10 protein-coding genes are annotated in these 18,931 nt (G+C 69.0%); 5 read left to right on the top strand and 5 right to left on the bottom strand.

Features of this window, described 5'->3' with window-relative positions:
- The first annotated feature begins 653 nt into the window (after positions 1–653).
- Positions 654–7,709 (top strand): type I polyketide synthase, encoded by a 7,056-nt coding sequence (locus HLH27_RS06405; RefSeq protein ID WP_182948841.1) that lies wholly within the window; start codon positions 654–656, stop codon positions 7,707–7,709.
- Entirely contained in the window at positions 7,706–8,995 is a 1,290-nt protein-coding gene (locus HLH27_RS06400) for an aminotransferase class I/II-fold pyridoxal phosphate-dependent enzyme (RefSeq protein WP_182948839.1), read from the top strand. The genes HLH27_RS06405 and HLH27_RS06400 overlap by 4 nt, the downstream gene beginning before the upstream one ends.
- On the opposite strand, the gene HLH27_RS06395 is transcribed toward HLH27_RS06400, so the two are convergent.
- From HLH27_RS06395 to HLH27_RS06375, 5 genes are all read right to left on the bottom strand, one after another.
- On the bottom strand, positions 8,968–10,161 hold the full coding sequence (locus HLH27_RS06395; RefSeq protein ID WP_182948837.1) for a capsule biosynthesis protein: 1,194 nt from the start codon (positions 10,159–10,161) through the stop codon (positions 8,968–8,970). The two genes, HLH27_RS06400 and HLH27_RS06395, sit on opposite strands and share 28 nt — an antisense overlap.
- 81 nt (positions 10,162–10,242) lie before the next feature.
- On the bottom strand, positions 10,243–11,532 hold the full coding sequence (locus HLH27_RS06390) for a glycosyltransferase family 4 protein (protein WP_220790320.1): 1,290 nt from the start codon (positions 11,530–11,532) through the stop codon (positions 10,243–10,245).
- Positions 11,529–13,208 carry a capsular polysaccharide export protein, LipB/KpsS family gene (locus HLH27_RS06385; protein WP_182948835.1) on the bottom strand — a complete coding sequence of 560 codons (1,680 nt, stop codon included), beginning with the start codon at positions 13,206–13,208 and terminating at the stop codon, positions 11,529–11,531. Before HLH27_RS06385 ends, HLH27_RS06390 begins: the two co-directional genes overlap by 4 nt.
- Before the next feature lie 201 nt (positions 13,209–13,409).
- A complete protein-coding gene (locus HLH27_RS06380) occupies positions 13,410–14,417 on the bottom strand; it encodes an NAD-dependent epimerase/dehydratase family protein (protein ID WP_182948833.1) in 1,008 nt (335 codons plus the stop codon).
- 87 nt (positions 14,418–14,504) lie between these two features.
- Positions 14,505–15,683, bottom strand: coding sequence for a glycosyltransferase family 4 protein (locus tag HLH27_RS06375; RefSeq protein WP_182948831.1), 1,179 nt, complete (start codon positions 15,681–15,683; stop codon positions 14,505–14,507).
- A 141-nt stretch (positions 15,684–15,824) separates the two neighbouring features.
- On the opposite strand from HLH27_RS06375, the gene HLH27_RS06370 reads away from it, so the two are divergent.
- The 3 genes from HLH27_RS06370 to HLH27_RS17320 all read left to right on the top strand — a co-directional run.
- Complete coding sequence (locus HLH27_RS06370; RefSeq protein WP_182948830.1) at positions 15,825–17,321, top strand: LTA synthase family protein; 1,497 nt, start codon at positions 15,825–15,827, stop codon at positions 17,319–17,321.
- A 394-nt stretch (positions 17,322–17,715) separates the two neighbouring features.
- Entirely contained in the window at positions 17,716–18,786 is a 1,071-nt protein-coding gene (gene rfbB / locus HLH27_RS06365; RefSeq protein ID WP_182948829.1) for a dTDP-glucose 4,6-dehydratase, read from the top strand.
- A 35-nt stretch (positions 18,787–18,821) separates the two neighbouring features.
- Positions 18,822–18,931, top strand: a 110-nt coding sequence (locus tag HLH27_RS17320) for a sugar phosphate nucleotidyltransferase (protein ID WP_408870815.1), incomplete at its 3' end; no start/stop codon positions are given.

Raw genomic sequence — 18,931 nt, 5'->3', positions numbered from 1 at the left:
CCCAGGGTGAAGGGACAGTCCAGACCACGAACGCCATTTGCGGATGGCGGCGGCGAAAGTCGAAGTGGGATGAATCCTGGGGCCGTGGGTTCGAATCCCGCCGCGGACACCACACTGCTTCCGAGTGGCATTCCACGCCCCCCTGCCCGGTTCCCCGACATGCGGGGCAAGCGGAACTGCGATGTGCCCGGGGCAAGCCTGGACCCACCGGGCGTTCGCGGCCCCGGAGCGCCGGAAGACATAAAAAGAACACAGACATGCAAGGTATTGGCCCGACACGGACGGTCGGTGGCGGATCGGCGATGCGGGGCATTTCGTGCGTTTTTTACAAGTGGGCCACCGCGGACGGGGGAAATCATGGTCGCGGCTGAGCGCTGCGGGCCAGCCGCGACACTGGTGATTTCTTAGCCAGGCCAAGTGCCCAGAGATGAGGCAGAACGAGGGGAGCAGAGGCGGAGAAAACGGGAAGTTTCCAATTCCATCCTATGCTTCAAGCAGAATACGAACGATCGGCCCGTTTTGGTCCCTTCGCTGCCTGCAAGGGAACCCATGAAACGCCCCGAACTATTTTTTCAACGCCGATATGGCTTTTCCCCCCGAGCCGACCGCGTTACATCGTAATCCGATCATCGCATTGGGGCACATATCTCTTCATGCATAACAGTTCGACGTCCGAGCCGAATACCACTACTCGGGATGAGCCCATCGCCATCATCGGCGCATCCTGCCGCCTTCCCGGGGCGCCGGACGTCACCAGCCTGTGGCAGCTGCTGGACGAGGAGCGCGAAAGCGTGCGTCCGATCCCGGAGAACCGCTTTCCGCTGCGGGATTTCTGGCACCCCCGTCGCGGCGAGACAGGCAAGTTCTATGCTACCCGGGCCTCGACCCTGGACGATATTGAACTGTTCGATGCCGCCTTTTTCGGCATTTCTGCCCGCGAGGCGCGGCAGATGGACCCGCAGCAGCGGCTGCTGCTGGAACTGGCGTGGGAAGCCATGGAAGACGCGGGCACGACGGCGGACCGCATCGCGTCGGCCGGCGTGTATGTCGGCGCGTCGGGGCTGGAATACGCCAACCTGCGCCTGACCGACCCGTCGTCGGGCAATGCCTATTTCATGCCCGGCAATACGCTGAGCATCTTCTCCAACCGCGTGTCCTATGCGCTGGGCCTGCACGGCCCGAGCATGACCATCGATACCGCGTGCTCCTCGTCGCTGTTCGCCCTGCATGAGGCGTGCGAGGATCTGCGCGCGGGCCGGACGGACGTGGCCCTGGTCGGCGGTGTCAGCATGCTGCTGACGCCCTACCCCTTCATCGGCTTCTGCGCGGCGAGCATGCTGTCCCCGACCGGCCGCTGCCATGCCTTCAGCGCCGATGCCGACGGCTATGTGCGTGGCGAGGGCGGCGTCATGCTGCTGCTCAAGCCCCTGTCGGCGGCCCGGCGGGATGGCGACGACATCCGCGCGGTGATCATGGGCAGCGGGATCAATGCCGACGGGCGTACGCCGGGCCTGACCTTCCCCAGCGCCCAGGCGCAGGCGGACCTGCTGCGCGAGGTCTATGGGCGCGCGGGCGTCTCGCCCGACCAGGTGGCCTTCGTCGAGGCCCACGGCACCGGCACCCAGGCCGGCGACCCGGTGGAGACGACGGCCCTGGGGACCGCCCTAGGCCAGTTGCGCGACGCGCCGCTGCCGATCGGCTCGGTCAAGACCAATCTCGGGCATCTGGAGCCGGCGTCCGGCCTGGTCAGCATGCTGAAGGCGATGCTTGCCCTGCAGAATCGGCGCCTGCCGGCCTCGCTGCATTGCGACAACCCGAATCCGGCCATTCCTTTCGGCGAGCTCAATCTGGAAGTCGTCACCGAGGCCCGGCCGTTGGGGGACGGGCCGCTGATCGCCGGTGTCAACAATTTCGGTTTTGGCGGCGCCAACGCCCATGTGATCCTGGCCAGCGCCCCGGTCGAACCCGCCAGTGTGCCAGCCGCAACCGTATCGGACGATGCGGTGCCGCTGCTGCTGTCCGCGCGTTCCGAGGCCGGGCTGGCCAGCCTCGCACAGGTCTGGTCTACCCGGAGCTGGACCGATTCCGACCTGCGGGGCCTGGCGACGCGTCGTGCCCATCTGCCGCATCGCCTGGGCGTTCCAGGCGGGGACGCGGCGGAGATGCGCGCGGCGCTGGCCGCGTGGGTGGAGACCCGCGCCCACGCCGATGTCGTGACCGGGCAGGCGCTTGCCCAGGCGCGCACCGTCTTCGTGTTTTCGGGCAACGGCAGCCAGTTTTCCGGCATGGGGCAGGATCTGCTCGAGATCAGCCCCGTCTTCGCTGCCGGCGTGGCCGAGGCGGACGCCGCGCTGCGTCCGCATCTCGGCTGGTCGGTGCTGGAGGCCATGCGGGCGGGCGACTGGTCGGCTGATCCGGCCGACGTTGCGCAGCCCATGCTGTTCGCCTTCCAGATCGGCGTCCTGCGCGGGCTGGAGCAGCAGGGGCTGAAGGCCGATATCGTCGTCGGCCATAGTGTGGGAGAAATCGCGGGCGCGGTGCATGCCGGCATGCTGGAGATCGGCGAGGCCGCGCGCATCGTTGCCCTGCGCAGCCGCCATCAGGCGACGGCCCCCGGTGGCGGCATGATCGCGCTCCATGGCGATGTCGAGGAGGCGCGGCGCCTTCTGGCCGAGGCCGCGCCGACCGTGGAGATCGCGGCCTTCAATGCGCCGAACGCCCTGGCCGTCGCCGGCGATGCCGAGGCGCTGGACCGCCTGGAAGCGGCGAAGGACGGGTCCTCGCTGCTGGTCCACCGCCTGAAGGTGGGCTACGCCTATCACAGCAGCCATATGGACCGGATCGCCGACGCGCTGATCCGTGACCTGGGCGAGATCACGGCGCGCCGGCCGGACCGGCTGATGATCTCGACCGTGACCAGCCAGCCCTTCACCGTCCTGCCGGATGCCGATTACTGGTGGCGCAATGTCCGCGCGCCGGTGCTGTTCGCCGAATCGGTGCGCCAGGCTTCTGCCGACGGGGGCACTGTCTTCGTCGAGATCAGCCCGCGCCCGGTCCTGCAGCATTATCTGCGCGACATCCTGCGGGGCGGCGATACGCAATCGCGCGTGATGCCGGCCGTGCCGGCCAGGATTACGGTCGACCCGTTCCCGCGTACCGCGCTGGCGTGCTTCGCGGCGGGCTGCAACATCCTGTCGGCGTCGCATTTCGCCGGCCCGGCCCATGTCCGGGGCCTGCCCGGCGTGCAGTGGCAGCGCGAGCGGCACTGGTACGAGCCGACCGAGGAAGCTCTGGCGGTGCTGTGGAACCAGCAGGGCACCCATCCCCTTCTGGGCGACCATGGCAAGAGCGATGTCAGCGAATGGACCGCGCATCTGGACGGTGCGGTGCAGCCTTGGCTGGCCGACCACAAGGTGGGCGACACGATCGTCCTGGCCGCGGCGTGCCTGATCGAGTTCGCCTTCACGGCCGCGCGGGCCACGTGGCCCGATGCCCAGATTCTGGAACTGCGCGATTTCCAGATCCTGCGTCCGGTCATCATCGAACAGGCACAACTGCGTGAAATCCGGGTCCGGCTGTCGGCCGAGGGTGCCGTGACGATCGACAGCCGTCCGCGGCTGTCGCACGCGGTCTGGACGCGCCATGCGACGGCCCGTGCGGGCCTGTCGCCTGTTGCCCCTGCCGCCCTGCCGCCGGCCGATACCGATACCGACATGACCGGCGATGCGCTGTACGCGACGGCCCGCGCCGCCGGGCTGGCCTATGGGCCGGCGTTCCGGCGTGTGGGCGGGATCTCGATGGCTGCCGGCCGGGTCGAGGCCACACTGACGGGGGATGCGCCGATCAACGGGCTGACCCTGGACCCGACGGCGCTGGACGGCACGTTCCAGGCGCTGGTGGGGCTGGCGGTCAACCATGCCGATGCCCAGTCCGCCGAGGCGCCGCTGCCGCGCAAGTTCGGCATCATCCGGCTGGACCTGACGGCCGGGGCGCCTGCGCGCGGCCAGGCGGCCGTCACGACCTCCGGCCCGCGCGAGACCGAGGCCGATATCGTGATGCTGGATGCCAGCGGCCGCGCCGTGCTGTCGGCCACCGGCTGCTGGTTCACCCGCATGCCGGGCGAGCGCCCCGTGCCGGTTGCCGAGCGCACCTTCCACGAGATCTGGCTGCCGTCGCCCGTGGCGTCGGCTCCGCTGTCCGACGACCGGTTCCTGGCGCTGCGTCCGGCCATGGAAACGCCTGCCGGCGATGCGGACGACAAGGATGCGGGCCTGCTGGCCCATACGATCCTGTCCGGCCATCCGGCCTCGGCCGAGGAGGCCCCCGGCGAGGCGCCGGACCTGGCCCGTCTGTGGCAGACCCTGTTCCTCGACCTGCCGCAATGGTTGCCGGCGGCGTTGCTGCTCGCCTGGGTCCAGGAGCAGAAGAACGCGGCCAGCAATCCCGAGGCGGCGCGCGCCGACGAGGCGTTCCCCGACGTCGCGTTCCGGCAGCTGCTGTCCGGCCGCAGCGTGGAACTGGCGGCCGAGCAGATCGCGGCTACCATTGGCGCCTATGTGCGTGACTGGCCGCAGGACCGGCCGCTTCGGGTGCTGGAACTGCATGCCGATCGCGCCATCCTGACCCGCCAGCTTGCGCCGCGCCTGGCCGGACTGGCGGGCGGCCTGGACTACACGATCCTGGAGCCGAATCGCGAGCGGCAGGCGCGTCTGCGCCCGACCGTGCTGGCGCACCTGCCCGGTATCGTCATGGCCGAGACCGTGCCGGAAGGCGTGTATGACGTTCTGGTCGCCTATGCGCCGGGGCTGCACGGCATGGTGCCGGCGACGACGCTTGCCCATGCGGACCGGCTTGCGCCCGGCGGCCTGATCCTGGTGGCCGAGGCGGCCGAGGATGCGGGCTGGGCCACCTTGCGCGACCTGTCGCCCGAGCCGCTGCTGACGATCGCCGCCTGGCGCGACCTGCCGCACCGGCTGCGCGCGGTGGCCGAGAGTGTGCCTGCCCAGGCGCCTTTCCCGCTCGCCCTGCTGGCGGCGGTGGCGGTCGAGGCGGAGGAGGCGGAGGCCACGGCCGAAGCCGCGGCCGCGCCGTCGCTGCGCCTGTCCCATGCCCCCGCGCAGGAAGACGGCGAGGACGAGACCGCGTGGACCGCCCGTGGGATGCTGGCACTGGCAGCCGACGCCCGTGCGGCTGCCGAGGCCGGGGAGTGCCTGGCGATCGTGACCCGCGATACGGCCACCACACCGCATGAGGCCGCGCGCGTGGCCCTGGGCCGGACGATCGCCAACGAGTTCCCTGCCCTGCGCTGTCGCCGGATCGACCTGTCCGCCGCCCTGACGGAGACTGCGGTCGCGGCGGCCCTGGAGGCGGAACGCACGGCTACCGACGACGAGCGCGAAGTGCGCTGGACGGAAGACGGACGGCTGGTCCGCCGCCTGCGAGAGGGCCTGCCGGCCCGCGCCGAGGGGGCGAAGACGGATGTGCGGCTGATCCAGCCGGTGCCCGGTCCGCTGGACCGGCTGTGCTGGATGCCCGAGCCCCGGGTCGAGCCCGGACCGCGCGACGTGGTGATCGATGTACAGGCCAGCGGCCTGAACTATCGCGACGTGCTGTCGGCCATCGGCATGCTGCCCGACGAATTGCTGCTGGACGGGTTTGCCGGCGCCACGCTGGGCATGGAATGCGCGGGCACCGTGCTGGCGGTGGGGTCGGACGTCACCGACCTGGCCCCCGGCGACCGGGTCATGGCGCTGGCTGCCGCCGCGCATGCCAGCCGGGTGGTCACGGACCGGCGCAGCGTCTTCGCCCTGCCCGAATGGCTGTCGTTTGCGGCCGGCGCGACCATTCCCGTGACCTATCTGACCGTGCTCTATGCGCTGGAGACCGTCGGCGCGCTGCGGGCCGGCGAGACGATCCTGATCCATGGTGCCGCCGGCGGTGTCGGGCTGGCGGCCATCCAGTATGCCAGCCATGTGGGGGCGCGCATCATCGCCACCGCGGGTTCGCCCGCCAAGCGGGCGGCTCTGCGCGAGCTGGGGATCGAGACCGTGCTGGACAGCCGGTCGCTGCGTTTCGGGGCCGATGTGCTGGCCGCCACCGGCGGGCAGGGTGTGGATGTGGTCCTCAATGCGCTCAGCGGCGAGGCCATGGAGCGCAGCCTGGAACTGGTGCGGCCTTTCGGGCGCTTCCTGGAACTGGGCAAGCGCGACTTCCTGGCCAATACGCGCGTGGGCATCGGCCCGCTGCGGCAGAATGTCAGCTATCACGCCATCGATGTCGACGCGCTGGTGCGGCATCGGCCGGACCTGGTCTCGACCGTGACCGACCGGCTGCATGCCCTGCTGGAGGATGGCGCGGTCGGGCCGCTGCCCTATACCGCCTTCCCGGCTTCCGCCGCGACCGATGCGTTCGCTCTGATGCGGACCTCGGCCCATGTCGGCAAGATCGTGCTGACGATGGGACCGGTCCATGTGCCGCCCACGCTGGAGATCCCGGCCGACCGCACCGTGCTGGTCACGGGCGGAACCGGTGGGTTTGGCGCGCGCGCGGCGCGGTGGCTGGTCGCCCGTGGGGCCCGGCACCTGGTGCTGGTCAGCCGGCGCGGGCCGGCGGCCGAAAATGTTGCGGCGCTGCGCGAGACGCTGCTGGAGGCCGGTGCCCTGACCGTTGAGGTCCGGGCCTGCGACGTGACCGACCGTGCGGCGCTGGCCGCGCTGGTGGCGGAGATCCGGGCCACCATGCCGCCTCTGGGCGGGATCGTGCATGCCGCCGTCACGGTGGCGGACGGGCTGGTCGCGACCCTGTCGGAGGAGCAGGTCACGGCTTCGGTCCAGGCCAAGCTGGCCGGTGCCCTGTCGCTGGACGAACTGACACGGGACGATCCGCTGTCGCTGTTCCTGGTCTTCTCGTCCGCCACCATCACGCTCGGCGCGCCGGGCCAGGGGGCGTATGTGGCGGCCAATGCGGCGGTCGAGGCCATGATCCAGCGCCGGCGCGATGCCGGCCTGCCGGGCTGCGCCGTCCGCTGGGGGCCGATTGCCGATGCCGGGTTCCTGGAACGCAACGAAGCGGCGCGCGAGGCGCTGGACCGGCGGCTGGGCGCGCGCTCGATGCGCTCGATGGCCGCGCTGGATGCCCTGCCCGACCTGCTGGCTTCGTCCGATCCGTGGCCGGTGCTGGCCGAAATGGACTGGCAGGCCACCGGCAGCCTGCCGATCCTGAGCGAGCCGCTGTTCGGCGCCGTGGCGCGGCGCCGGGACGAGGACAGCGACACCGGCGACCTGATGAGCCTGCTGGCCACCGCCACCGAGGAACGGCGCGAGGAAATCGTCGCCGACCTGATCCTGGGCGAACTGACCCGCATCATGCAGACCGACCGCGAGGCCCTGCCCATGGACCAGCCCCTGGCCGAACTGGGGATGGATTCGCTGACGGCGGTCGAACTGGCGCTGGGGCTGGAGCGCCGGCTGGGCGTGTCGCTGCCCGGCTTCGCGTGGCAGGAAATGACGGTCCGGCGCGTCGCGCGCCAGGTCTCTACCCTGTTGGGCAACAAGGGACAGGGTGCCGCCGCCGCGACACCGGACGAGGCCGTGATGGCCCGCCACCTGTCGGATGAGGAACGGCATGTGGTGGCCGAGGCCGGCGATGCGCCCGGGGATGCCGAGGCCCCCGAGCCCGCGCTTTCGAACGAAGAAGAAGCAACGCGATGACCGGACCGAAATTCGGCCGCCGCCTGGGTGAACGCATCAAGCTCCTGGCCAGCCTCTCGGGCGGTGCCGCGCCGGCCGAAACCGGCGCGCGCGGCTGGTCCCTGCCCGGCGTGGAGGAAATGGAGTTCATGGCGAAGCGGGCGGCGGCGCTGGGCGTCTCCGACCCGTTCTTTCGCCAGCATGACGGGCTGGCCGGCGCCACGACCCGGATCGACGGGCGCGAATACATCAATTTCTCGTCCTACGATTATCTGGGCCTGAACGGCGACCCGCGGGTGATCGGCCAGGTGGAGGACGCGCTCCACCGCTACGGCACGACGGTTTCGGCCAGTCGCATGGTCTCGGGCGAGCGCCCGTTCCATCGGGAGCTGGAGCGCGCGCTGGCCGACTGGCACGGTGCCGAGGATTGCGTCGTGATGGTGTCGGGCCACGCGACCAACGTGACCACGCTGGCGCAGCTCATGCGGCCCGGCGACCTGATCATCCACGATGCGCTGGCCCATAACAGCCTGATCCAGGGCGCGATCCTGTCGGGCGCGCGGCGCATCGCGTTTACCCATAACGATGTCGCGGCGGCGCGCGAGCAGCTATGGATGCATCGCCGCGCGCACAAGCGCGCGCTGCTGGTCCTCGAGGGCCATTACAGCATGGATGGCGACATCCCCGACCTGGCGGCCTTTGTCGAGCTGGCCCGCGAGTTCGACTGCATGACGCTGGTGGACGAGGCGCATTCGACCGGCGTGCTGGGCGCGCGCGGGCATGGCATTGCCGAAGAGGCCGGCGTGCCGGCCGATTCGATCGACCTGTGGATGGGGACGCTCAGCAAGAGCCTGATCTCGTGCGGCGGCTATATTGCCGGGCGGGCCGATATCATTACCTATCTGAAGCGCACCGCCGCCGGATTCGTCTATTCCGTCGGCCTGCCGCCGACCAATGCCGCGGCCTCGATGGCCGCGCTGGACATCATTCGCGAGGAGCCGTGGCGCATCGCGCGCCTGCGCGAGAATTCGACCCATCTGCTGCGCCTGTTCCGCGAGGCCGGGTTCGATACCGGTACTTCGGAAGGTTATGGCATCGTGCCGCTGGTTACCGGCAGTTCCCTGCTGGCCGGCCGCCTGTCGCAGGCGCTGTTCGAGCGCGGGCTGAACGTCCAGCCCATCATCCACCCGGCGGTGCCGGAGAAGGCGGCCCGCCTGCGCTTCTTCGTCAGTGCCTCGCACACGCCCGAGCAGATCGAGCAGACGGCCTCGGTGGTTGCTCAGGCACTGCGCGCGCTGTCGGAATAAGCCGACAGGATCCGCCGCACCGAGCCCTCGACCGCGAGGGCTCGGCCCTCGGGGGTGAAGAAATCTCCCTCGACCAGCACTTCCTGGATCAGCATGCGGCAGAACGCGTCCAGCAGTTCGGCATCGGGCTTGGTCGCCTCGGTCCAGAAGCGATCGAGGGAATTCTGGAATGTCAGCCCTTCGACATCGTAGATGGCTTCGCCCAGGATCTTGACCGGCCGGTTGCGCCGCAGCGCCAGCAGGCCGACCGTGCTGTTGACCGTGACGATCCCCTCGCTGGCGTCCAGGACGGGATCGAGCGGGCCGTCCGCCATGAAATAGACGCGCGGTGCGATGCCGAGCGCGCGCGCGTGCTGCCCGATCAGCCCCTCCCAGTCGGTCAGGCGCGGGTCGAGCGGGTGCCGGCGGACAACCAGGGAGAGGGATGCGGGCGCATGGGCGGCGAAGGAGGCCAGGATGCGTTCCAGTGCCTCCGCCATGCTGTGGAACGGCGAATGGACGCGCAACTGATAGTCGCCGTCCAGTTGCATCGGTACCAGCATGAAGGGACCGTCGGGCAGCGTCGCCTCCTTCGGCTTGCGCACCAGATGCGTGGTCCAGTCCCGTAGCCAGCCCGCATATTCCACGAAGGGGCTGACCACGGCATGAAAGCGCGCGTGGGGAAACAGCGGCGTCATGGCCACGCGCAGCCCGTGATAGGATACGTCGTAGATGGCGCGGCGCAGGAAATCGGGATGCGGATTGTAGTGCATGGCCGGCCACGGTGCCTTGCCCCGTTCGCGGATGGCAGCGGCATCGCGCGGCAGGGCGGAAAATCCGTTGACGCCATGGGGCTCCAGCGTGATCCAGCCCGGCCTCAGATAGCCTTCCTCGAACACCCAGATCGCAATGCCGCGCGCCCGGGCGATGTCGGTCGCCACGAGATGGATCGGGCGGCAATCGCCGAACAGGATGATCGCGTCCGGCTTGTCCGCGGCGACGATCTTTTCGAGAAAGGCCGGCAGGGCGTCCGGGCGGCCGCGAAACCATGTGACGTCGTGCGAAAAGACGACATCACCGCCATTGAAGGCGACGCGGCGGACATGATGGCCGGCGGCCCGGAGCGCCACCGCCAGTTCGGAGAAGAACGGCGTGGCATTCCCCTGCAGCATCAGAAAACTCAGCAAACCGTTCCCACCCTTCTGTCCGTCGCACGAACGCGCCGTGGCGCGCCTGTCCGCTATCCCATCCATGCCGCGCGCGGCCCGCTACGCCGGTATCGTCCCGGCAGGGTGCGGCATCCCTGGGGCGGCATCGGGGCGCCCCACCCCCTCGATCACGGCCAGGGCGGCCAGGCCCGCCACGACCTGGGTCGGCCAGTCGGCGAAGGACGGCGGCGCGCCGCCGGTCGCCGGCCGGTCCTGTGCGCTCATATCCTGGATCGTACGCCGCCAGCCGGGGCCGTCCAGCGGATCGAGATAGACCGGAAGATCGCCGGCGATTTCGCGGAAGACCGGCAGGTCGCTACACACGCACGGTATCCCCATCGCCAGCGCCTCGAGCAGCGGCAGGCCGAACCCTTCGGCAAAGGAGGGGAACAGCAGCGCGCGCGCGCCCCGGACCAGGCCGGCCACGGCGCTGTCGGACAGGGTGGCGTGTTCGTGCACGATGCCCTGAAGGGCCGGGCATCGTTCGATCATGTCCAGGATATTCTCGTTTTCCCATCCGCGCCGCCCGATGACCACCAGGTGCGGCAGCGGGGCCGTGCCGCCTTCGGTCGCCATCTGGCGCCAGATATTCAGCAGCAGCAGATGGTTCTTGCGCGGCTCGATCGTACCCAGGATGACGAAATAGGGGGCGTCGGGCGCGAGGGGACCGGCGGATGCCGGGGGGCCGGACGGGACGAGGCAGCCATGATGCACCACGCTGACGGGCGGGCAGGACCTCTGCGGCGCCAGATAGTCGTGCAGGGCGTCGCCCACCGGGCGCGACGGCACGATCACGCTGTCGGCCAGCCGGCCCACCGTATCCATGCGCCGGCGATGGCGGTCGGGTTCGGTCGGGCGAGCATATTCGGGATATTCGATCGGGATCAGGTCGTGGACCATGACTGCCATCCCGGCATCGGCACGCTTCAGGAAGGCCGCGATCGCCTCCTGCTGCATCAGGTGATGATGCGAAAGCAGGAGATATGTCCGGCGCTGTTTCGCACGCCCCGTTGCCCCCAGTGCCGCGGCCTGCAGCAGCAAACCGGCCAGCAGCGATGCCGTGCGCGAGGGCCGCGTTCCGCCGGCCCAGGCGCGCGCGAGGATCCGCAGGAAACAATCCGTCAGCTTGCGCGGCAGGATGCCGATGCGCCCGACCGGATGATACGCCACGAACAGGACCCGCGAGGCGGGAAAGCGCATGAGATACAGCGCATATTCCAGTTCCACGCGATCGATCCCGGTCGGCACGGCGCTGCCGGCGCGTGACAGCAGGCGGGACACGTCCATCAGGACGGGACGGGGCAGGATGTCGGCGGTCCGTCGCGAAGCGCGCGCCTGTTGACCCGTCATGATGCCCGTGTCGCCCGGACGCGCGCCCATGCCTTGCGCAGCGCCGTCTGCGCGGCCAGCGCGCGCATCCATGGGGTCGGTCGCCAGAGATCGGGGGTCTGCAATCGGTCGATCAGGACTTCCGGGCCGCACGGCAGGCGGGTCACCGGATCGAGATAGCGCGGGAACAGGATCAGCACTCCGGCAACAAGTTCTTCCAGGGACAGATGCCGTGTCCGGCGGGCGGGAACGTCGCCCATGTCGACCGTAAGCCCCCAACCGGCATAGAACGGTACACCATATGTAACAACCCGTCGTCCGCGCATGAGAGCCTCGAAACCGGCGAGCGAGGTCAGGGTATGCACCTCGTCGACCCGGGCGATCGTATCGAGGATCGCGCCGCCCCGGTCGATTCGGTCCGCCAGCTGCATGACGACGGAATCATCCATATGTCCCGCCCGGTGGGTTGCCTCGACATCCGGGTGAGGCCTGTAGACGATAAACGCGTCAGGATTGTGTCGCCGCACGGTTTGCAGCAGTTCCAGGTTGCCCCCGATCCGGCCGCCGCCGCAGCGCACCGACTGGTCGTCCGCCACCTGTCCGGGCACCAGGATCGTCCGCCGGCCCCCCGTGTCCCACGATTCGCCCATGCCCGCTGCCGGCCCGGCGCCGTATTTGGAAATGCCGAGCCGGACCAGGGAGTCGACAAGCCGGCCGGCGCGGGCGCGCAGCGCGGGGTCGAAGCCGGCCGTCGCCAGGATATGTTCCAGGTCGCTTTCCCGCGCCGGATCGTAATAGATCCCGCGCGTATCGATGGTTATCGACGAGGGCGGCATCAGCGCGCTGCCCAGCCCGATGGAGCGGACGAAGCCGTCTTCCACCCGCCACAGGGGCGTTCGGGCCTCGCGGGCTTTCTCCTCCAGCCCCGGCGGCAGGCGGGTGGCCCAGACCGCCATGGCGCCGCGCATCCCGGCGCGGAAATCCTGGATGAAGGGCGGCGCGCCGGGGACCGTCGCCAGGAAATCGGCGATCCGCTGCCGTTTCCACCGCGACATGCCCAGGCAGGCCCCGATCTGGCGATTGACCATGATCGTCCGCCGCCAGTCGGCCAGCAGCGTGATCGCCTCGGCACAGGGGATCGGCGACCCGGTGAAGGGGCTGACATAGTCCGTGCGATCGAGAATGTCCGCCAGCACGTCGGCGGGCAGGAACGGTTCCTCCTGCCCGCCTTCCGGGGCCGGCAGGACGACGGGCAGGCCGCGCAGGGCCGCCAGCCGGACGATATCGCCGACGGAATCGGCATAGACCCGCGCCACGCCGTCCAGCAGCGCATGCGGGTCGCTCTTCCACGGCGCATGCGCGATGCCCAGCCGGCGCGCCAGCCCGGCGGCGAGCCCGTTCGGGCCCCGCCGGACCAGCATGACGTCGCGCGCGGCATGGGCCGCCAGCACCTGGTTCAGCAGGGAGGTGAAACGGGGGCGGGCGCGCCCCGTGCGGGAGAGAACGACCAGGACCGGGCGCCCCCGGCCCGGATCGGGAGCCCAGAAACCTCCGCCGACCCGCTCGCGGCAGATCCGCGCGGCCAGCGCCTGCCGCTCGGACTCCGGCACCGGGAAGGCGGGGGCCGCATCCCGGCAGGCGCGGGCGAGGACGGGCACGGATCGGTGGAAGGGCGGTATCCGCAGAAAGCCGCTCATGCGCGAATCCGGCCCGCCGGCAGGAGGACGGACCAGATCCTGCTTACCCGGGCTTTTCCTGCCTGCATGTCACCCCTCTTCGATGGAAAACCTTCGTCGCAATCTCTTAGCACGCCTGCGCCAGCACGAAAAAACGCCCGGCCGGGCATCGGGATGCGCCGCCGGGCCGCAGGGGCGGTATGCGGGAGGCCGCCGCACCGGTCACGGCTGGGGGGCGTTTGCGTAATGCGCGTCGTACCAGGCCACGAAGGCATCGACACCGGTCTGGAGCGGCGTCGAGGGCCGGAAGCCGGTCAGGGATTCGAGGGCCGAGCAGTCGGCCCAGGTGCGCGGCACGTCGCCCGGCCGCATCGGCAGGTAATGGCGCGCGCATGGCCGGCCGGTCGCCTTTTCGATCGCCGCGATGAAGGCCAGCAGGCTGACGGGCCGGTTGCTGCCGATATTGACCACGCGATAGGGCGCGGCGGGGCTGCTGCCCGGATCGCCCTCCCCCGCCTTTTCGGGCGGCACGCGGGAGAGACGGACGATGGCTTCCACCACATCGTCGATATAGGTGAAATCGCGCGCCATGTTGCCGTTGTTGTACACATCGATCGGCTTGCCTGCGTAGGTGCCGGCGATGAACCTGAAGAGCGCCATGTCCGGCCGGCCCCAGGGACCGTAGGCGGTGAAGAAACGCAGGACCGTCGTCGGAATGTTCCAGATGCAGGAATAGGAATGCGCGATGTCCTCGGCCGCTTTCTTGGTCGCCGCGTACAGGCTCAGCGGATGGTCGCAGCGATGTGCCTCGGAAAACGGCAGGACCGTGTTCGCCCCGTAGACCGAGGATGAGGACGCCATCATGAGATGAAGGGGCCCGTGCCGGCGCACCGCCTCCAGGAGGGCGTAGGTACCGAGGATATTGGACCCGATATAGGTGCCGGGTGCGTCCAGGCTGTGGGAAACCCCCGCCTGCCCCGCCAGATGCACGACCATCGCCGGCGACGAGTGCGCGAACACATCGTGCAGCGCCTGCGCATCTTCCAGCATGAATGCGTGGGACGTGAAATTCCCGAACCGGTGCAGAAGGGCATGACGGCGACGCTTCAATGAAACGTCGTAATAATCGGTCATCCCGTCGATGCCGATGACGGTGTATCCGTCCTGCAGCAATCGCCGGGCGAGATGAAAGCCGATAAATCCAGCCGTGCCGGTTACGAGAATACGCATCTGCAACTCCAGCAGGACCCGGACGAAGACTGCCCGGTCTATACACCACCCGCCCCGAATGGACAGGTCGTGGCGGTGGCGCGCCCGTCACATCAGGGATGCGTAGAATCCACGCAACCGCGCGACGTACGCGTCGGGCGAGAATTGGGCCGCGCGCGCCTCCCCCCTGGCGATCAGGGCCAGGCGGTCCGCATCGTCATCGGCCCAGCCGTCCAGCAGCCTGATGCCGTCCGCGATATCGGACACATCCAGCGGATCGACCAGGATGGCGGCGTCCTCGGTAGCGATTTCCCCGGTCGCGCCGCCCCGGGCGGTCAGGACCGGCGTGCCCAGCGCCATCGCCTCGACGATCGGCAGGCCGAATCCTTCGGCCAGGGAGGGGAACAGCAGGGCATGGGCATCCTGCATCGTCCGGATCAGGGTGGCGCGGTCGCTCCAGGGCAGGCGGATGACCGGCGCGTTACCGACCAGTGGCTCGTAATCCGGCCTGTCGTCGCCATCGGGGCCGATCAGGACCAGCGGCCGGCGCGTGCCGCTGCGCGCATGGGCGGCGACCAGGCGGCAGATGTTCTTGCGCTGCTCGACGCGGCCGACATGCACGAAATATCCCGGCGGCGCAGGCGGCCGGGCGGCACGGGCCAGCCGCAATTCCTCGTCCGAGAACGCGACCGCCTGGGAAAGGTTGTGGATGCGTGACGGCGGGATGCCGCATTGCGTGGCGATGTCCTGCCGCGCGGATTCGGAAATCGTCACGATCGCCTCGGCGCTGCCGGCCAGGCGGGTCATCAGGCGCCGATAGCGCTCGGGGTCGATTCCGGTCAGTTCCGGATGGGTCAACGGCACCGCGTCGTGGACCGTGACCACGTTGCGCGCGCCCTCCAGGCGGATGGGCAGGGGATAGGTCCAGTGCATGATGTCGGGCGGCGCGGAGGTCCGGACCCGCGCCAGGGTGCCATGATGCGTGAATTTGACATGGGCGATCCGGAAGATGTCGGGGCAGGTCGCGTAGGGCACCTGCCCTTCGCCATCGATCCCCCTGCCGCGCAGGGTCGCACGATAGCGGGGGCGCATGCCTTGCAGCCGGCGCCAGACCTGCCGGGGCAGTGTGTGCGGGTTGCCGGGGGCCGTGCCCGGGGCATAATCGGTCAGGTATGTCGGCAGCATGCCCGCCCCCGTCAGGCATTCCGCGATCACCTCGGTATAGCGCGCTACCCCCGTGCCGCCCGCCCGATTCGTGTTGCGTGCATCCAGCCAGATTGTCGGCATGGCAAAAACTCCCTCTTCTCTGTATGGACTGCCCCATCGATCCCCTGGCGACGAGAACCGAAATTTTGCCGAGCACGATCCCGACTGCCAAGACACGCCCCCTCACCGCACCGCACGCCGCATGGAACGCGGGGGAATAGGATGCAGGACTGGGCCATTGCCGCCGTATCGGGCCTTGCGATCGTGGCGCTCGTCATCCTGCGGATCACGAGCGGCAGACCCTTCCGGCCGCTCAGGAACGACCTGCCGGACGTGGCGGTCGCCCTTGTCTTGTGGCTGTCGCTTGCGCTGCTGACCCGCCGCCCGGCCTCTTCGGCCCTGTTGTGGGTGGTGCTGGCGGCGGGGCTGCTGCTGGCCGACCATACCAAGCGGGCGGTCCTGCGCGAGCCGATCGTGTTCGCCGATGCCAGCGAGCTGCTGCTGGTCTTTACCCATCCGCGCTTCTACCTGCCCTATGTCCATCCGGCCATCTTCTACGGTATCGGCGGGCTGCTGGTCGGGGCGACGGCGGCGCTGTTTTCCATCGAGACACCCGCCATGCCGGGCGACCCTGCCCTGTCGCGGCTGGTCGGGGCGCTGCTGCTGATCGTGCCGGTCGCCGCCTATTTCTGGCGGCCGTCGCTGAACATGATGGCGGCGGTGATCCGCCGGTTGCGGCCCACCGGGGACCCGGTGGAGGATGCGAAGACGCTGGGCATGCTGGGCAGCTTCGCCGCCCACACGGTCTGCTCGCGCCAGGAGCGCCCGGCGCGCCAGGCCGCGTGCAGCTTCGGCATCGTGACCGTGCCGCCGGACAAGCCCCCGGTCGTGCTGGTGCAGGCCGAATCCTTCTTCGATATCGGCAGGCTGGACCCCGCCCTGCCCTCGCCCCTGGCGGAATACCAGGCCTGCCGCGCCCAGGCGTGGCGCCATGGGCGCCTGGATGTCGATTCGTGGGGGGCCAACACCACGCGCAGCGAATTCGCGACCATCAGCGGGGCGTCGCCCGCCGACCTGGGACTGGACCGCTTCAATCCCTATTATTCCTTCGCGCGCCGGCCGCTGGACACGCTGGCCGCCCGCATGCGGCAGGCGGGCTACCTGACCGTATGCGTGCATCCCTATGACCGCCGGTTCTATGGCCGGCACAAGGTCATGCCCAATCTGGGCTTCGACCATTTCATCGGCGGTGAGGCCTTCGAATCCCGGCGAGGCGAGCTGGTTGCCGACGAGGTGCTGGGCGCCTGGATCAACGATTTCATCGCCCGCGAGACGCGGCCCGTCTTCGTGTTTGCCATCACGGTTGCCAATCACGGCCCCTGGGCCGCGGAGGCGACCACCGACAGCCCCTTCGCCCCCATGCTGGGCGGCTATCTGGACAGCCTGATGGGCACCGACCGCATGATCGGCCAGCTTGCCGGTTCCCGCTGGCTGAACGAGGAGGGCGGGATCTTCGCGCTGTATGGCGACCATCAGCCCAGCCTGCCGGTTCTGCTCAACGATGGGGCGCATATCGGCGCCTCGACCGATTATTTCATCCTGGACCGTACGCGCGCCGCCGGCCCGCGCCAGGATATCCGTGTCGATCAGCTTGGCCGCGAGCTCGCCCTGTGCCTCAGGGACCATGTCCCCATGCCGCGCGCCCTGACCGGGCGGTAGAGGGGCACGCGTTGCTGCCGGGAGCCGGGGGGCGCGTTGTTCCTGCCCCCGATTGCGCAACCCGGCCTGACGGCGGCCGTTTCAGCCACAGGCGGTCCGCTGGACGCATGCGTGCGCCATGGTGCGGCCGGCAGGCGCCTTCATTTTCCGTTATCCTGTGCCCGATATTCTGTGCGGGACGCGATACCGGGCACGAGGGCCGTGGCGAAACAGGCAGGAAGAAGACACGCAATAAATACCATTCCGTCCCAATACCCGACACACATAATGTTGAATGGATAATAACAATTTAACGAAACAAAGAACAAAACAATGAAACATTCGATATGATTTATTGCCTTGCACCGTGTTTTTTTGATTGTAACATGATCATACCAACAACCGAGGCAAGAGTGTGCGTATACTCGTAACAGGTGGGTGCGGTTTCATCGGGTCGGCTGTGGTGCGGCATGTGATCGGGTCGACCGGGCATTCCGTGGTGAATGTCGATGCCATGACCTATGCCGCCACGCAGGCCTCGACGGCCGAGGTCGCGTCGGACCCGCGTTACCGGCATGTGCGGGCCGACATCACCGACGGCGCGGCGATGCGCGCGATCTTCGCCGAGCACCGGCCGGACGCGGTGATGCATCTGGCCGCCGAAAGCCATGTCGACCGCTCGATCGACGGTCCGGGCGTGTTCATGACGACCAACGTGCTGGGCACCTTCACCCTGCTGGAGGCGGCGCGGGAATACTGGGGGGGGCTGGATGCGGCGCGGCAGGCGGCGTTCCGGTTCCATCACATCTCGACCGACGAGGTCTTCGGCACCCTGCGGCCGGGCGATCCGCCCTTTACCGAGGAGACGCCCTATGACCCCCGCAGCCCCTATTCGGCTTCCAAGGCGGCGTCGGACCATCTGGTGCGGGCCTGGCAGCATACATACGGGCTGCCGACCTTCGTCACCAATACCACCAACAATTACGGCTTCTGGCATTTCCCCGAGAAGCTGATCCCGCTGGTGACGATCAACGCCATCGGCGGGCGCGCCCTGCCCGTCTATGGCGACGGCGGCAACATGCGCGACTGGCTGTTTGTCGACGACCATGCCGAGGCGCTGGTGCTGGCGGTGGAGCGCGGGCAGCCGGGCGAGACCTATGCCATCGGTGCCCGCCAGCCGCGCACCAACCTGCAGGTCGTCCATGCCATCTGCGCGATCCTGGACGAACTGCGCCCCGACCCGGAGGGCCCGCACGCGCGGCTGATCCGCTACGTTACCGACCGGCCCGGGCATGATTTCCGCTACGAGATCGACCCCACGCGGGCCGAGGCCGCGCTGGGCTGGCGCCCGCGCCACGATTTCGAGGCCGGGCTGCGCCGCACGGTGCAATGGTATCTGGACCACCGGGACTGGTGGACCGCGCTCCAGGCCCGGCACGACAGCACGAAACGTCTGGGCGTTGCCCCGATGGAAGGCACCCCATGAATACGACAGCGGAAAAGCCGGCGACCGAAACCGGGATGAAGGGCATCCTGCTGGCCGGCGGATCGGGCACCCGGCTGCACCCCATGACGCTGGCCACCAGCAAGCAGTTGCTGCCGGTCTACGACAAGCCGATGATCTACTACCC

It is taken from the genome of Gluconacetobacter takamatsuzukensis, from assembly GCF_014174275.1.
GTDB classification, from domain to species: domain Bacteria; phylum Pseudomonadota; class Alphaproteobacteria; order Acetobacterales; family Acetobacteraceae; genus Gluconacetobacter; species Gluconacetobacter takamatsuzukensis.
The sequence above is the reverse complement of the archived record's forward strand: the minus strand, read 5'-3'. Positions and strand labels throughout refer to the sequence as shown.